The sequence below is a fragment of the Actinoplanes sp. NPDC049802 genome, assembly GCF_040656595.1.
Lineage (GTDB): Bacteria > Actinomycetota > Actinomycetes > Mycobacteriales > Micromonosporaceae > Actinoplanes.
In genome coordinates this window covers 41,830-58,050 of the sequence record NZ_JBFAMR010000017.1, presented here as the reverse complement: position 1 = coordinate 58,050, position 16,221 = coordinate 41,830, and the positions used below count along the sequence as shown (strand labels likewise).

Below are 16,221 nucleotides of genomic sequence, written 5' to 3'. Positions count from 1 at the left end.
GTTGGTGTGTGGGTTTCGGGTGTGATTCGGGCCTGAAATCGACACGTTGGTTTCGTGTGTTGCTGGGTGTTGGTGTGTGGGGTTTGGGTGTGATTCGGGCCTGAAATCGACACGTTGGTTTCGTGTGTTGCTGGGTGTTGGTGTGTGGGGTTTGGGTGTGATTCGCGCCCGAAATCCACACGATGGTTTTCGCGTGCCGCCGGTGGTTTGAGCGGGTCGGTGGCGGACCCCGGCGATGCCTGTTCCAGGGGACCGTTCGCCGGGGCGGGACGTGCGTGCGCGTGGGAATCAGAGGGAGCGGCCGCGCCACGTGAGCCGTCCCCGTCGTCTCCGGTGGAAGGAGCGCGCCACCAGCCAGGCGAAAAGCACGATCGAGAGCGGGTGCGCGAACGCGTCCGGCACGGCCCGGCCACCGGTCGCCACCGCGCTGATCATCCGGCCGGTCACGCCGAGCAGGTAGGCGGCCAGGGCGACACCCGCCCAGGGGCTCACCAGGAACGGCACCGGTACGGCGTACAACAGAAGGAGAAGGACCACGACGGTGGCCGCGCCCGTCGCGGAGCCGAACGACGCCCACAGCGATTTGCCGTAGCCGTCGGCCAACTCGCGCCAGGAACCGTACATGTGACAGGTCGCCAGCCGGGAGCCGTCGGCGAGCGCGATCCGGCCGCCGGAGCGTTTCACCGCGCGCGCCAGGCCGATGTCCTCCAGAACGTCGCCGCGGACCGCGGCGTGCCCACCGGCCCGCCGATAGCCGGCGCGATCCAGAACCAGCCACTGCCCACCCGCGGCGGCCAGCGACGGCCGCGGCGACCGCTCCATGCCGCGCAGCGGCAGAAACGTCAGCCACGACCATTGCAGCAGCGGTTGCGCCAGCCGCCCGGCGCCGACGATCCTCGGGTACGGCGAGAGCAAGGTCATCCCGGCGCCCCGCAGCAGCTCGACGGCCCCGGCGATCGCGTCCGGCGCCAGCGTCACGTCCGCGTCCACGAAAACCAGCACATCCGCCCCGGCGGCGTCGTCGGCCAGTTGCCGGCAGGCGTTCGGCTTGCCCAGCCATCCGGCGGGCGGGGGCACGCCGGCGAGCAGACGCACCCGCTCGTCACCGTCCGTGATCTTCCGGACCACGTCGGCGGTGCCGTCGGTGGAGGCGTCGTCGAGCACGTGGATGCTCAGATTCGGCACGCCACGCTGGCCCAGCAGGGACTCCAGACAGGGAGTGACCCGGTCGGCCTCGTCCCGCAGCGGCAGCAGCACGGCGACCCGCTCGCTCGTGACCGCGTCCCGGCGCGGGCGGCGCAGCAGCAGCGCGTTCACCGCGGTGTGCCCGGTGAGCAGCAGCAACGGAACCAGCACCAGCCAGGCGATCATGCCGCTGGGAGCCGCTCGTGGTGGCGGGGCGCCCGCAGCCGGGGGAGCAGAGGCAGCACGGCGGCCCCCATCAGCACGCCGCCCCAGGCCGCCGACGCGGGCAGGCCGAGGAAGACGGCGTGCGCGAGAACCGACGAGAAGTAGGTCCACAGCCAGAGCGCCAGCATCGGGCCGTCACCGGGTGTGGCGACGGCCGGCCCGGCCGCGAACGACAGCGCCGTCATCAGCAACAGCGCGAAACCGAGCCAGCCCAGGTAGTTACCGATCGGAACGCCGGGAACGCCGGGCAGCGCCGGAACCGGATCATGCCAGCGCCAGTAACCCTCGGCGACCATCTGCGGATCGAGGAACAGATCCCACGCCGCGAGACCGGCGGCCGCCACCACGATCCGGGCCACGCGGCACCGGGCCACGCGCAGCGCCGCGAGCCACGCCGGCCAGGCCATCCAGGTCCAGGCCAGCGGAATGATCAGGGGCACGCCCAGGATTTTCGGCCCGAGCTGACCGGAATAGTCGTACGAACCGAACGGGAAACCGGTCGCCACCCCGATCGCCTCCACCGCGAAACCACCCAGCGTCGCCGTCCCCACCAGGGCGGCCGCGGCCCGCGCCCCACGGCTGAGCAGCGCATGCGTCACCGACAGCAGCACACCGATCAGCACCGTCGCCACGGTCAGCCCGGCACGTGTGTCACCGGTGGTGAGCGGATAACAGATCTGGGCCAGCACCAGCCCACCGAACAGGAACCACACCGTTCAGCCGCCGGCCTGACGCTCGACGATCGGGATCTCCCGGCCGAGAATCGCGAACGCCCGCTCGTCGCCCGGGAACAGGAAGTGGCGCAGCACATCGCTGAACCCGAACCGCCGGTACAGCCGCCAGGCCCGGGACGCCTGCTCGTCGGCCTCCGGAGTGGACAGCAGCACCGTCTTGCCGTCGGCCATCGCCAGCAGGGCACGCAACTGCCGGGCGCCGATCCCGTGCCCCTGCGCCACCGGGCGGACATGCAGCTCGACGACCTCGAAACAGTCGGTCAGCCACCGTTGCCGGGACGGCTCGTCCAGAGCGGACCGGACCTGGTCGTGCCACCACTGGCCGGGCGCTGACGTGTAGCCGTAACCGAACCCGGCGACCCGGCCCTCCGCGGTCAGCGTCGCCACCGCCCGGAACCCCGGCCGCCGCACATGCGCCCCGATGTAACCACGGCGGGTCTGCAACAGCTCCTTGCGATAGCCCATCGCCTCGCCGTAGACCGTCACCACGTCATCGAGCCGGCGCAGCAGGTCGTCCGGCTGCCAAGCAACGAGCCTCATCGCTCATTCCGTTCTTTCTCGTCAGCGGCCCATCCGAGCACCGTGTGGTCACCGCTGATGTCCAGCACCGCGAAACGGGCGAAGAGCTCCTCCGCATACCAGCGGTCGACGGGGGTGCGCGCGATCGCCGCGCGGTGTTCTGGCTGACGGTACGCGAACGCGGTCAGATCCGCCGTGTCCCGCCACACGCTCACCGTGCCCTGCCAGCCGATCGGCGCCTCACCCACCCCGAACCGGGCCAGCAGACCCGGCGCCGACGCCACCTCCAGGGCCACCGTCGGAACCGCCCGCCAGAACCGCAGCGCACGCGACGGCCGCAACCGGGCCCGGGTCAGCGCCAGCACCATCCCGTCCGGACGGCGGCCGGTCGGGCGGAACGGGCTCCGGCCACCCCACTCACCCCGGCTGACCAGCGGCTCCAAGTCGACACGCGCCCACTGGGCCGCGATCTCGTCCCACACCGGGAAACGCACCGGGGCGTCGCTCACGGTGATCGCCGCCCAGCGGGTCAGGTCGGTGTCGCCGGGGCCGAAGGTGGAGCCGGTGCCCGTACCCAGGAATCTGCCGAACCGGACCGCGGAGAGATGACGGCGGGCGAAGGCCATGCGCAGCATGGCGGCTCCGACGGCGCGCCGGGGGACGCGCCAGACGTGCAGGCTGACCTGATCATCGGGCATCGCGCCACGTTACCGGCTTTCGCCGGGCCCCGGCCGTCACGCGACCTCCGCGGGGCTCCCGGCCGTCACGCGGACCAGCTCCGGATAGGTGATCGGAAAGACCGACCGGGGTACGCCACCCGCCGCCCAGATCACCGGAAAGCTCTCCAGGGCGACGTCGACCAGGGTGCGCACCGGTTTCGGGTGGCCGACCGGGGCGACCCCGCCGATCGCCTGGCCGGTGTGCTCCCGGACGAACTCCGGCGTGGCGCGGCGCAGTCTCGTCACGCCCAGCGAGGCGGCCACCTTCGCGGTGTCCACCCGGTGCGCGCCCGATGTCAGGACCAGCAGCGGCTCACCGTCGGCATCGAAGATCAGCGAGTTGGCGATCTGGCCCACCGCCACGTCCAGCGCGGCGGCGGCCGCGGCCGCGGTGTGCACCGCCTCGTCGAGGATGACGATGCCGGCCACCTCGGCGCCGGCCTCCCGCAGCGCCTCCCGGACCGCGACGACGTTGGGATGATCCTTCATCGTCCGCATCCTGCCCGATCAGACCCCGACGGCGGCGGCGCTCGCCGTCCACAATCGCGCGGCGAGCGCCTCGTCGCGGGCGTGCGGGGCCGGCCGGGTGACGCTGTGACCCACGTAGTAGCCGCCGTCCACCAGCTCCGCCTCGGGCGCGGTGGCCAGCCAGACCAGCAGCTCACCGGCCTTCTCCGGGGTGACCAGGAAAGGCGCGTACTTGTAGAAGAGACGGGTGACGCGGCCGGACCCGAAGTTGGTGCGCACCACACCGGGGTGGAAGGACACGCTGAACACCTCGGGCCAGCGGCGGGCCGCCTCGGCGGCGAACAGGATGTTCGCCGCCTTGCTCGCCCCGTAGGCCTGCCACGAGCTGTACTTAGCCGGATCGCCGGCGAGCCGCTCCGGATCGGGGCTGCCCTGCACGTGCGCCCGGGACGCGGTGTTCACCACCCGGCCGCCCCGCAACTGCTCCCGCAGCAGGGTGGTGAGCAGGAACGGCGCCAGATGGTTGCCCTGCATGGTGGCCTCGAAGCCGTCGGCGGTGCGCCTGAACTCACCCACCATGCCGCCCGCGTTGTTCGCCAGCACGTCGATCCTCGGGCAGGCGGCGCGCAGCTCCCCGGCCAGGGCGCGCACCTCGGTGAGGCTCTCGAAATCGGCCTGGAAGACGGCCGCGGCCTTCACCCGCTCGGCGGCGGCGGCCAGCCGCGCGGGGTTGCGGCCGACCAGCACCACCTCGTCGCCGCGGGCGGCGAACTGCTCCGCCGCTGCCAGACCCACGCCGGAGCTCGCCCCGGTCACCACGATCGTCGCCATTCCGCCATGGTAGTCACGAAGCTGTCGATCATCCGTTCGAAAAGCCGGTCATGTGGCGCGGTGATGGTTGCTTTTTTGTCGTAGGGGGGTGTTAGTCTCTGCGGTAGTTAGAACGGATGTTCGAAAGGGTGTTCGTTCGGCTCCGGAAGCGTGTTTCGCGGCGCGCTTCCGGGTGCGGTGCCCGCGAAGCGCCGCACGTTCTGGTCCGGGCATTCGCGGGTCCGGGCCTCAAGGCAGGCCGTCGCTCGCCGCCCCCGACCCCCGGTGGCGGGCGGCGGACCCGCCGGCGGCGCCGGCCGGGTGTGGTGTGGGGAAGCTTCACACCCGGCCGGCTTGCCGCCGGGCGGCTCGGACGGGCCGCCCGCCGGGGCTCCGGCTGCCCATTTCGGAGCCCCGGTTCCCGGCACGGCATGCTGCGTCTTCCTCCGCAGCGATCGATTCGACCCACCACGTCGAATGCGGAACAGGCGAGGAGATACGACGATGGCGAGCACCACGGCCCCCGGCCTCACGGCGGCTCCCGGTCCGGCGAGCGCCGGCGTGGGCCCCCAGGCGGATGCGCCCACGGTCCCGGCTCACATGCTGCCGCACCGCACACCGTCCCAACTGCTGGCGATCGCCCGGACGGGCTTGATCGAGGCGGCGCACACCACCCCCGACGGGTTGCGCTACGCGGCTGCGCACCTGGCCGCCCTGCGTGCGGCCGCGGCCCTGCTCGCCGCCCGGGCCCGGCCATCCGCGCCCGGCCGCCGCAGCCGGGCGACCAGCGTCTGGTCGCTGCTGGTCCTGGTGGCCCCCGAGTTCAGCGACTGGGCCGGCTATTTCGCGCTCGGCGCCGGCAAGCGAGCGGCCGCCGAAGCCGGCATCCCGCACGTCGTGAGCGCCCGCGAGGCCGACGATCTGCTACGCGCGGCCGAGCAGTTCGTCACCGTGGCGGAGTCCGCGCTCGGGTTGACGTACCAGCCACCCCTGGCCGCGTGACCGTCGTGTGCGGGCTCTCGCCGCCGCGGCCCGGCCGCCCGCCCGCCATTCGGGCGGGGTGACCGCCTCCGCTCCGTTTCCGGCGGATCGCTCCCACGGGCGCGCCTTCGGCTGGTTCTCCCGCCGGGCAGAGTGCCGTGGCGAAGCCTCAGCGGCGCCGGTCCTCAGGCGCCGATCGCCGGTGTCTCGACAGTCCGAGTTCTGGCGGCTCGGGCCGGCCGTTCCGGCTTCGGCCGACAGACGGATGAGCTTGACCGGTCCAGGTCTCGACCGGTGTGGCCCCTGTCGGCGAATCAGGCTCGGTGCGGGCTCAGGTTCCGGCTCCGGTTCGGCGCTCCGGTGCCGGGCTCCGGCTCAGGTTCCGGCTCCGGTTCCGGTTCGGGGCTTCAGGCGGCGAGGTTGGTTCTGGCTGGTGGGCCCTTGATCGGCAGGTCGGCACTGGTCTCCGGGACCCGGTTTCTGGGTCTGGCCCGGCCGGTGACCTGCCAGGGGGCAACGGATTCGTGTTTGGAGGGCTTCGGCTCTCGTGTGGGGGCAACGGATCTGTGTTGTAAGGGCTTCGGCTCGGGTGGGCCGGGTTTGAAGGCTGAGTGTCTGCCGGTGTGAGCCGGCTGTGGTTGGCGGGGCAGTGGATTGACGGGGAATTCGGCGACAGAGCGGGGCATGACATGGCTGGGCGCATGATCAATGGTGCGGCCGCCCTCGCGGAGTTGGTCCGGACTGCCAGCGGGACCGACGAGCCGGGGGTACACCGGCTGCTGCCGGTGGTGCCCGAGTTGAGCGGGCTGCTACCGGGACACGGGCTACGCCGGGGCAGCACGGTGGCCGTCGCCGCCGGGCAGAGCATGTCCGCCGGTGGCCGGACCTCCCTGATGCTGGCGCTGCTCGCCGCCGCCTCACGGAACGGGTCCTGGTGTGCGGTGGTCGGAGTGCCCGCGCTGGGTGCGCTCGCCGCCGAGGAGAGCGGCATCGTGCTGGAACGGCTCGCGCTGGTTCCCCACCCCGGGCCGGACTGGCCCACCGTGGTGGCCGCGCTGATCGACGGCGTCGACGTGGTGGTCGCGGCCGTTCCCGGGCCGGTGCCGGCGTCCATCGCCGGCCGGCTGGCCGCTCGGGCCCGGCAGCGGGGAAGCGTGCTGGTGCCGTTCGGTGACTGGTCCGGCGCGGACGTGACCCTCCAGGTCGGCCAGGGCCGCTGGGAGGGTCTCGGATCCGGCCGGGGCCGCCTGCGCCGCCGCGAGGTCACCGTCGTGTCCCGCGGCCGGGGTGCGGCCACCCGGCCCCGGGAGATCACCATGTGGATGCCGGGTGTCACGGTCCGGGACGCCATCCCGCCGCCCCCGCCGTCCGCCCTCCCCGATCCGCCCGCACCCCCCTCATCCGGCGAACCTCCGGCGCCCACGCCGGCTTCGGGACCCGGGCCGGGGCTGCCCTCGTTGGCTCATGGGTTCTCGGGTGCTGTGCCGTTCCTGTTGTGTCTTTCGGCGACAGCGTCATCGGATGGGCCACGGTCGGTGGCCGCGGTGGGTTCCGGGGTGGGTGCCGAACCGGATTCGGGGCCGGCGCGGGCTGACTCGGCGGGGCCGGCGTTCATGCCGGTGGGGGGCTAGTGGAAGCGGCGGTTCGTACTCTGCTGGTCTGGTGTCCGGACTGGCCGGTGGTGGCCGCGGAGATCGTGGCGGGGGTGCCGTCGGCCGAGCCGGTCGCGGTGATGTTCGGAAACCGGGTGCTGGCCTGTTCGGAGGCGGCTCGGCGGGAGGGCGTGCGGCGAGGGCTTCGGCGGAGGGAAGCGCAAGGGCGATGCCCGCACCTGGCGGTCGTGGAGCACGATCCGGGGCGGGATGCCCGGGCGTTCGAGCCGGTGGTGGTCGCGATCGAAGGGGTCGTGGCCGGGGTGGAGGTGATCCGGCCGGGGGCCTGTGCGGTCGCGGCGCGGGGGCCGGCCCGGTATTTCGGCGGGGAGGAGACCGCCGCTGAACGGATCGTCGAACAGGTCGCTCTGGAGTGTGCGGTCGAGTGCCAGATCGGGCTCGCCGACGGGGTGTTCGCGGCGGGGATCGCGGCACGGACGGGACGGATCGTCGAGGCGGGAGGTAGCCGGGAGTTCTTGTCCGGCGTACCGATCGAGGCTCTCGAAGAGCCGGAACTGACCGACCTGCTGAAGCGGCTCGGGGTCAAGACGCTCGGCGATTTCGCGGCGTTGCCGGCGGGGGACGTGCTGACGCGGTTCGGGTTCTCCGGGGCGCTGGCGCACCGGCTCGCCTCCGGAGGTGATCATCGGCCGCTCGCGGTGCGGAAGCCGCCGGTCGATCTGACCGTGGAGGAGACCTACGAGGAGCCGCTCGCCCGAGTGGACGTGGCGGCCTTCGCGGGGCGGGTGCTGGCCGAACGATTGCACGAGAGGCTCGCCGCGCACGGGCTGGCGTGCACCCGGCTCGGCGTCGAGGCGGTCACCGCGGACGGGCAGGAGCTTTTCCGGGTGTGGCGGCACGACGGGCTGCTCGGGGCCGCTGCCATCGCCGAACGGGTGCGATGGCAACTGGACGGCTGGCTCACCGGGGCCCGGCGCGGCGGGCCGGCGCGTCCCACCGCGGGGCTGGTGCGGTTGCGGCTGGTACCGGACGGGGTGCTGGCCCACGTCGGCCTGCAACCGGGGCTCTGGGGTGAGACCGGTGAGGAGCGGGACCGTGCACATCGGGCGTTCAGCCGGGTTCAGGGCCTGCTCGGGCCGGAGGCGGTGGTGACGCCGGTGCTGAGCGGTGGCCGATCGGCGGACGACCGGGTGCGGCTGGTGCCGTGGGGTGACGAACGGGAACCGGAACGGCCGGTCGCGAAACAGACCGAGCCGATTCCCGGCATCGAGACGGTGCCGGTGCTGGAGCGGGCCGTGGCGCCGCCGTTGCGGCTTGTCGCGCCGACACCGGCCACCCCGCCGGACCGGCAGGGCCCGACACCGGTGGACCTGCGGGGCCCGGTGCCGGCCGGTCCAGCGGGTCGGCGGGATTCGATGGCGGTCGATCCGGCGGATCGGCAGGGTCCGGCGTCGGCCGATCCGGTGGATCGGCCGGGCTCCCATCTGAGATTGGTGGGCGGGCTTCGGGCCGAACGTTCCAACGGAGTCGAGCAATCCGGGCTTTCCGGGCGTGCTGAGGTGGCCGGGCGTGCTGAGGTGGTCGGGCGTGCTGAGGCCGTCATGACTCCCGATGCGGCCGGGCGGCCTGCCGCGCCGGCGGGGGACGGTTCGGAGACGGGCGGGGTCGCCATGGTCGAGGTCGGTGCGGGGCGGCAACGGCGGTCCCGGCGGAAGCCCGCCCGGGTGGCCGCCCTGCCGCCGTGGCCGGGACGGCTGCCGCGGCCTTCGCCGGCGGTGGTGCTGGAGCATCCGCTGCCGGCCGAGGTCGTTGACGAGCAGGGGCGGGCGGTCGGGGTCAGCGCGCGGCTCGAGCTGACCGGGACGCCCGCGACGTTGGTGGTGGGACGGCGGGAGCCGGTGGCGATCACCGGCTGGGCCGGGCCGTGGCCGGTGGACGAGCGCTGGTGGGCGGCGGGGGAGTCGCGGCGGCGGGCCCGGTTCCAGATGGCGCTCGCGGATGGGCGCGCGCTGCTGCTGACTCTCGCCGGCGGCCACTGGATGGTCGAAGCCGTCTATGACTGAGCGGGAATTCCGATGAGTTTCCACAACCCGGATGTGCCCTGGTGGCGGCTGGAGAAGGCACTGTCCGGGCGAGGCGGCGCGGGGCCGGACGGTGGTGATCGGCCGGGTGGAGCGGCGGATGGTGGCCTGGCCGGGGGTGCGGGGCCGGAGGGTGGTGATCGGCCGGGTGGCGCGGCGGATGGTGGCCTGGCCGGGGGCGCGGTGCCGGACGGTGGTGATCGGCCGGGTGGAGCGGCGGACGACGGTGAGAAGGGGCGGGGCGGGCGGGGGCTGTGGGCGATCCCCGGGCAGCAGGTGGTGGATCCGCTGACCGTGGACGGTGACGGCGGGGACTCACCGGCCTGGAGCCGGAAGCGGGAACCGTACCGGCCCGCGCCGGGGCTGATCCGGGCGGAGGGGACGGTCGATTACGCCGAGTTGCACTGTCACACCAACTTCAGCTTCCTGGACGGGGCCAGCCATCCGGAGGAACTGGCCGAGGAGGCGGCGCGGCTGGGGCTGACCGGGCTGGCGGTCACCGATCATGACGGTTTCTACGGTGTGGTCCGGTTCTCGCAGGCGGCCCGTGAGCTGCGACTGCCCACGATCTTCGGTGCCGAGTTGTCGCTGGGCCTGACCCGTCCGCAGAACGGCGAGGCCGACCCGGAGGGCACCCATCTGCTGGCGCTGGCGCACGGCCACGAGGGGTATGCCCGGCTGGCCCGGGTGATCTCCGAGGCGCAGCTGCGCGGCGGGGAGAAGGGCCGTCCCGACTACGGCGGCCTGGAGCGGGTCGCCGAGACTCTGCGGGATCACGTGCTGGTGCTGACCGGCTGCCGGAAGGGGCCGGTGCGGTCGGCGCTGACCGCCGGCGGCCTGGAGCGGGCGGCGTACGAGCTGGATCGTCTGGTGTCGCTGTTCGGCGCGCCGAACGTGGCCGTGGAGTTGACCGACCACGGCGAGCCGGTCGACGGCGACCGTAACGACGCCTTGTTCGCGCTGGCCCGCAGCCGCCGCCTGGAGGTGGTGGCGACGAACAACGTGCACTACGCGACCCCGTCGCGCCGCAGGCTGGCGACCGCCCTGGCCGCGGTCCGGGCCCGGCGCGGCCTGGACGAGATGGACGGCTGGCTGCCCGCGGCCGGCACCGCCCATCTGCGCAGCGGCGCGGAGATGGCGCGCCGGTTCGCCGACTATCCGGGCGCCGTGGAGAACGCCGCGGTCTACGGCGGTGACCTGGCGTTCGACCTGGATCTGGTGGCGCCGCGGCTGCCCGACTACCCGGTGCCGCCCGGCCACACCGAGATGAGCTGGCTGCGGAAACTGACCATGGACGGGGCCCGGCAGCGTTACGGGGACGACGAGAAGGCCTACCGCCAGATCGAGTACGAGCTCCGCATGATCGAGGAGCTGGGTTTCCCCGGTTACTTCCTGGTCGTCTACGACATCGTCCAGTTCTGCCGGGAGAAGCGGATCTACTGCCAGGGCCGGGGTTCGGCGGCGAACTCGGCGGTCTGCTACGCGCTCCGGATCACCAATGTCGACGCGGTGAAGTACAACCTGCTCTTCGAGCGGTTCCTCGCCCCGGAGCGGGACGGCCCACCGGACATCGACGTGGACATCGAGTCGGACCGGCGGGAGGAGGTGATTCAGCACGTCTACGGGAAGTACGGCCGGGAGCACACCGCCCAGGTGGCGAACGTGATCTCGTACCGGCCACGGTCGGCGGTGCGTGACATGGCCCGTGCGTTCGGGTTCTCCCCGGGCCAGCAGGACGCCTGGAGCAAGCAGATCGACCGCTGGGGCGACGTGGCGTCCGCCGACACCGACATCCCGGAGATGGTGCGGGACTTCGCGAACGAGGTGCAGACGTTCCCCCGGCACCTGGGCATCCACTCGGGCGGCATGGTGATCTGCGACCGGCCGATCATCGAGGTCTGCCCGGTCGAGTGGGGCCGGATGCCGGGCCGCACGGTTCTGCAATGGGACAAGGACGACTGCGCCGCCGTCGATCTGGTCAAGTTCGACCTGCTCGGGCTGGGGATGCTGTCGGCGTTGCACTACGCGTACGACATGATCGAGGACGAGCTGGACATCGGCACGATGCCGCTGGACGATCCCGAGGTCTACGCGATGCTCTGCCGGGCCGACTCGGTCGGGGTGTTCCAGGTGGAGAGCCGTGCCCAGATGGCGACGCTGCCGCGTCTCAAGCCACGGGAGTTCTACGACCTGGTCATCGAGGTGGCGCTGATCCGTCCAGGGCCGATTCAGGGTGGTTCCGTCCACCCGTACATCAGACGGAAGAACGGCCTGGAGCCGCCGCACGTGCCGCACCCGCTGATGAGCAACGCGCTGGCCAAGACCCTCGGCGTGCCGCTCTTCCAGGAGCAGTTGATGCAGTTGGCGATCGACGTGGCCGGGTTCGACCCGTCGGAGGCCGATCAGCTGCGGCGGGCGATGGGTTCGAAACGGTCGGTCGCCAAGATGGAGAAGATCAAAAAGCGGCTGTACGACGGGATGGCCGCCAACGGCATCACCGGCGAGCTGGCCGACGACCTGTTCGTGAAGCTGTCCGCGTTCGCCAGTTACGGCTTCCCGGAGAGCCATGCCATGAGCTTCGCCTACCTGGTCTACGCGAGCGCCTGGCTGAAGCGGTACCACCCGGCGGCGTTCTGCGCGGCCCTGCTCAACGCTCAGCCGATGGGCTTCTACTCGCCGCAGACGCTTGTCGACGACGCGCGCCGGCACGGGGTCGAGGTGCGCCGGCCGGACATCAACCGCAGCGACGCGATGGCGACTCTGGAGACCACGCCGGAGAGCCGGTGGAGATCCGCGGCCGGGGAGCCGCCGCACGCCTGGGGGATCGGTGGCCCGGCCGTCCGCCAGGGTCTCTCCCGCATTCGTACGATCGGGAGCGATCTTGCCGAGCGTATCGAGCGGGAACGCCGTACCCATGGTCCGTTTCGGTCGATGACGGATCTCGCACGGCGTACCGGATGTTCCACCGCTCACCTGGAGGCGCTCGCCACGGCCGACGCGTTCGCGGGGTTCGGGCTTTCGCGCCGTGAGGCGCTCTGGGCGGCGGGAGCGGCCGCGCAGGACAAACCGGACCGCCTGCCGGGCACGGTGACCGGCACCGTGGCGCCGACGCTGCCCGGTATGAGCGAGGTGGACATCCTGGTCGCGGACGTCTGGGCGACCGGCTTGTCTCCTCAGACGCATCCGGCTCGTTTCCTGCGTGCGGAGCTGGACCGGGCCGGGGCGCTGCCGATCGGGCGGCTGGCCGGGGTGGAGGCGGGGACCCGGATCCGGGTCGGCGGGATCGTCACGCACCGGCAGCGGCCGGCGACCGCGGGCGGGGTGACGTTCGTGAACCTGGAGGACGAGACCGGGATGCTGAATGTGACCTGTTCGCCGGGTCTGTGGCAGCGCTACCGGCGGGTGGCCCGGATGAGTTCGGCGCTGCTGGTGCGCGGCCGGCTGGAGAAGGTGGAGGGGGTGCTCAACCTGGTGGCGGACCGGTTGGACGCGATCAGCCCGCCGGTGACACCCACGTCGCGCGATTTCCGGTGATTTGCACCTTTGGTGGGATACGGTGCTCTGCGAAGTCCATCCGGGGGTGCAGCATGATCCGAACGATGATCGGCCTGGCCGCGGTGTGCGCCGTCGGGGCGGGCGCCGCGAGCCCGGCGTCGGCCGTCGTCCCCTCCGAGCTCACGCTCACCTATCAGGCCAAGGCTGTCGACCTCACCTGTGACCCGGCCGGCGGTGACCATCCCCACGCCCGCCAGGCCTGCACCGTCCTGCGCGGCATCGGCGGCGATCCGAAACGGCTCAAGTCCGGCGATTCGTTCTGCTTCCTGCTCTACGCGCCGGTCACCGCCCGGCTCAAGGGCACCTGGCGGGGCCGGTCCGTGACGTGGGAGCGCACCTACGGCAACAGTTGCGAGATGGCCCGCGCCACAGGCGTGCTGTTCCGATTCTGAATGGACGCCGCGGTTACGCTGCTGGCGTGGAAACTTCTACGCGTACCGGTCGTCCGCATGTCACGGCTCGCACCGCCGCGGTCTGGGCGGTGCTACGCCGGGAGTTGGAGCGCACGCGTCGCGAGCTGACCGTCCTCGACGTCGGCGGCGGCACCGGCGGGTTCGCGGTCCCGCTCGCCGAGGCCGGCCACACCGTCACCGTGATCGACGCCAGCCCCGACGCGCTCGCCGCCCTGACCCGCCGCGCCGCCGACGCCGGGGTCGCCGGCCGGGTCCACGCGGTCCAGGGCGACGGCGACGCGCTCGCCTCCCTCGTCGAGCCCGGCAGCGCCGACCTGATCCTCTGCCACTCCGTCCTCGAGGTCGTCGACGAGCCGGCCGGGGTGGTCGCCGCGATCGCCGCCGCGCTGCGGCCCGGCGGCGCGGCGAGCGTGCTGGTGGCGAGCCGTGCCGCCGCGATCCTCGGCCGGGCCGTCAACGGACATCTGAAGGCGGCGGCCGCGCTGGTCACCGACCCGGCGGGCCGGGCCGGCCCACGCGACACACTGCTGCGCCGCTACGACGCGGCGAGCGCGGGCGATCTGCTCACGGCCGCCGGGCTCCACGTCGAGGAGACCCATGGGGTACGCGTGATCGCCGACCTTCTGCCCGCCACCGTCCTCGAGGAGGACCCGCAGGCGGTGCTGGAGCTGGAGCTGGAGTTGAGCGCCCGGGCGCCCTTCCGGGACGTCGCCTCCCAGCTGCACCTGTTCGCCCGGCGCCCGGCCGCCTGACGTCCCCATCCCGGTCCCGCATCTCATTTCTCCTGGGTCCGGGCCGGGTCCGGCGGTCACCGTCCCGCCCTCTCATCCCGCGGAGGGCGGGTGAACTCTCGATGGCGGGCGGTCTATGGAGGCGAGGCGATGACGGTTTCCGGCAGTGAGCTGTTCGCGGAGCGGCCGCGGCCGGTCGGGCAGGTTCCCGACGACGGGCTGCCGGCGGAGGCGTTCCGGACGGTCGAGCCCGCCTACGGGACGGGCAGCCTCGCCGACCTGCTGCCCAGCGTGTGCGCGGTGCTCGGGGTGCCGGGAGCGGTCGACCTGCTCGGGCTCTCCGGCCGGCTGGACGGGGTGGACCGGGTGGGTGTTCTGCTCGTGGACGGGCTGGGGGCGTACCAGCTGCCGCGGGCCGCCCCGATCGCGCCGGTCCTCGCCGACCTGGCCGCGAACGCCGGGTCGCTGACCGCCGGATTCCCGTCCACCACTCCGGTCAGCCTGGTGACGCTGGGCACGGGGGTGGCGCCGGGCGCGCACGGCGTCCTCGGGTTCACGCTGCGCCGGCCGGACGGGCGGGTGCTCAACCACATCCGGTGGACCGACGATCCCGAACCGCGCGACTGGCAGCCGGTGCCCACCCGGATGGAGGCCGCCGCGGCCGCCGGGGTGCCGGTCACCGTGGTCAGCGCCCCCGAGTTCGAGGGCACCGGGCTGAGCCTGGCCGCCAACCGGGGCGGCCGCTACCAGGGCGCGGGGGACGGCGGCGCGGTGGCCGACGGGATGCTGGCGGCGCTGCGTGCCGGTCCCGGCCTGGTCTACGGCTACCACGCCGACGTGGACCGGGCCGGGCACCTGGCCGGGGTCTGCTCGGATGAATGGGGCGCCGCGGTCGGCGGGGTCGACCGGATGCTGGACCGTCTGGCGCACGGTCTCCCGCCCGGCGCCGCGCTCCTGGTGATCGCCGACCACGGTCAGCTCAACGTTCCCGAGACCGGCCGGTTCGACATCGGGACCGACCCGCGCCTGGCCGCCGGCGTGGTCGGGGTGACCGGCGAGCCCCGGGTCCGTTACCTGTACGTCGCGGACGGCGCCCTGGACGACGTCATGGCGACCTGGCGGGCGGTCCTCGGCGACGGCGCCCGGGTGCTGTCCCGGGACGAGGCGATCGCCGAGGGATGGTACGGCCCGGTCCCGTCCCGGCACGCCGGCCGGCTCGGCGACGTGGTGGTGATGTGCCAAAGTCGCGCCGTGGTGCTGGCCTCCGGCTGGGAACCGTCCACGGTGGGGGAGTTGATCGCCTACCATGGCTCCGGAACGGCGGCCGAGATGACGATCCCCTTCTTGATCGTCCGATAAGATCTATTTGCGTCAATCGATTTGTCCAGGTTCCGGCGGCCTTTTGCCGGGTGTCCGTGGGATCACGTGTCGAAGCAGCTCACGGCCGGTGATCATGGCCACACGCAGCCGTGACGGACTGGTTGTGCGGCGCGATGATCGGTCTTTTGGGACGAACCGATCTTCGGTACACCGAAAATCACCCGCACTCGGTCGTCGTCCCGCTTTCCGACCCGCCGAGCCGCTCGTAGACTTGCGTGATAAGGCAGCCGACGGCTGCCCCGCATCATCACACCTGCACCACCCCGACCCCGCTGCGGGGCCGGACATGCGCCCGGGGAGGAATGCCGTGCCGCTCTCGGAGCACGAGCAGCGGCTGTTCGATCAGATCGAGCGGTCGCTTGCCGAGGACCCCAAATTCGCCTCGGCTGTGCGGGCCAGCGACCCGCGTTTCCACGCACGGCGCCGGCTTCTCATCGCCGCGTTCGTGATCGTCCTTGGTCTGGCTCTGGTCGTCTACGGGACGGTGGACCAGAACACGCCGCTCGGCGTGGCAGGCTTCGTCGTCATGCTCGGCGCGGCTGCATTCGCCATGCAGTCCAGGCGCCGCAGCCAAGCGCCCGACCTGAAATCGGTCGGGGGCACGGCGACCCGCCGCACCCGCTCGGGCCGTAAGAACGGCGGCCTCCTGGAGCGACTCGAGGACCGGTGGCGCCAACGCCCGGAGGGGCATCGCTGAACCCTCGAGCCGGCCGGCAGGCCGGCTCCGATGACCGGCGGCCGGACATCCGGCCGCCGTCGTCATTCCCCGGCGCCCGTTTCCCGCGTTCGCCGTATCGTGCCGCGCCT

The 16,221-nt window shown here is 72.6% G+C and carries 14 protein-coding genes; 8 read left to right on the top strand and 6 right to left on the bottom strand.

Annotated elements, in window-relative coordinates:
• Nucleotides 1-288: 288 nt before the first annotated feature.
• From AB0I88_RS14735 to AB0I88_RS14710, 6 genes are read right to left on the bottom strand one after another with little or no spacing between them, the layout of a single operon-like run.
• Nucleotides 289-1,371 (bottom strand): glycosyltransferase family 2 protein, encoded by a 1,083-nt coding sequence (locus AB0I88_RS14735; protein ID WP_361023197.1) that lies wholly within the window; start codon nucleotides 1,369-1,371, stop codon nucleotides 289-291.
• On the bottom strand, nucleotides 1,368-2,123 hold the full coding sequence (locus AB0I88_RS14730) for a carotenoid biosynthesis protein (protein ID WP_361023194.1): 756 nt from the start codon (nucleotides 2,121-2,123) through the stop codon (nucleotides 1,368-1,370). The genes AB0I88_RS14735 and AB0I88_RS14730 overlap by 4 nt, the downstream gene beginning before the upstream one ends.
• 3 nt (nucleotides 2,124-2,126) lie before the next feature.
• Nucleotides 2,127-2,684, bottom strand: coding sequence for a GNAT family N-acetyltransferase (locus AB0I88_RS14725; RefSeq protein ID WP_361023191.1), 558 nt, complete (start codon nucleotides 2,682-2,684; stop codon nucleotides 2,127-2,129).
• Nucleotides 2,681-3,361, bottom strand: a complete 681-nt coding sequence (locus tag AB0I88_RS14720; RefSeq protein ID WP_361023188.1) for a monooxygenase — start codon at nucleotides 3,359-3,361, stop codon at nucleotides 2,681-2,683. Before AB0I88_RS14720 ends, AB0I88_RS14725 begins: the two co-directional genes overlap by 4 nt.
• A gap of 36 nt (nucleotides 3,362-3,397) precedes the next feature.
• A complete protein-coding gene (locus tag AB0I88_RS14715; protein ID WP_361023185.1) occupies nucleotides 3,398-3,871 on the bottom strand; it encodes a YbaK/EbsC family protein in 474 nt (157 codons plus the stop codon).
• 18 nt (nucleotides 3,872-3,889) lie between these two features.
• Nucleotides 3,890-4,681, bottom strand: a complete 792-nt coding sequence (locus AB0I88_RS14710; protein ID WP_361023182.1) for an SDR family NAD(P)-dependent oxidoreductase — start codon at nucleotides 4,679-4,681, stop codon at nucleotides 3,890-3,892.
• Between the two features lie 483 nt (nucleotides 4,682-5,164).
• Between AB0I88_RS14710 and AB0I88_RS14705 the strand changes: the two genes are divergently transcribed.
• The 8 genes from AB0I88_RS14705 (at nucleotide 5,165) to AB0I88_RS14670 (ending at nucleotide 16,111) form a co-directional block, all read left to right on the top strand.
• Nucleotides 5,165-5,662 carry an SAV_6107 family HEPN domain-containing protein gene (locus AB0I88_RS14705; RefSeq protein ID WP_361023179.1) on the top strand — a complete coding sequence of 166 codons (498 nt, stop codon included), beginning with the start codon at nucleotides 5,165-5,167 and terminating at the stop codon, nucleotides 5,660-5,662.
• 668 nt (nucleotides 5,663-6,330) lie between these two features.
• Complete coding sequence (locus tag AB0I88_RS14700) at nucleotides 6,331-7,272, top strand: hypothetical protein (protein WP_361023176.1); 942 nt, start codon at nucleotides 6,331-6,333, stop codon at nucleotides 7,270-7,272.
• Nucleotides 7,272-9,317, top strand: coding sequence for a DNA polymerase Y family protein (locus tag AB0I88_RS14695; RefSeq protein ID WP_361023173.1), 2,046 nt, complete (start codon nucleotides 7,272-7,274; stop codon nucleotides 9,315-9,317). The genes AB0I88_RS14700 and AB0I88_RS14695 overlap by 1 nt, the downstream gene beginning before the upstream one ends.
• 12 nt (nucleotides 9,318-9,329) lie before the next feature.
• Nucleotides 9,330-12,869: an error-prone DNA polymerase gene (locus AB0I88_RS14690; protein WP_361023170.1), complete on the top strand. Its 3,540-nt coding sequence runs from the start codon at nucleotides 9,330-9,332 to the stop codon at nucleotides 12,867-12,869.
• Between the two features lie 53 nt (nucleotides 12,870-12,922).
• A complete protein-coding gene (locus AB0I88_RS14685; RefSeq protein ID WP_361023167.1) occupies nucleotides 12,923-13,282 on the top strand; it encodes an SSI family serine proteinase inhibitor in 360 nt (119 codons plus the stop codon).
• A gap of 26 nt (nucleotides 13,283-13,308) precedes the next feature.
• Nucleotides 13,309-14,055, top strand: coding sequence for a methyltransferase domain-containing protein (locus tag AB0I88_RS14680; RefSeq protein WP_361023164.1), 747 nt, complete (start codon nucleotides 13,309-13,311; stop codon nucleotides 14,053-14,055).
• A gap of 129 nt (nucleotides 14,056-14,184) precedes the next feature.
• A complete protein-coding gene (locus AB0I88_RS14675; protein ID WP_361023161.1) occupies nucleotides 14,185-15,393 on the top strand; it encodes a nucleotide pyrophosphatase/phosphodiesterase family protein in 1,209 nt (402 codons plus the stop codon).
• A gap of 328 nt (nucleotides 15,394-15,721) precedes the next feature.
• The gene (locus tag AB0I88_RS14670; protein ID WP_361023159.1) at nucleotides 15,722-16,111 is read left to right on the top strand and encodes a DUF3040 domain-containing protein; all 390 of its coding nucleotides are present in this window, start codon (nucleotides 15,722-15,724) and stop codon (nucleotides 16,109-16,111) included.
• The last annotated feature ends 110 nt before the right edge of the window (nucleotides 16,112-16,221 follow it).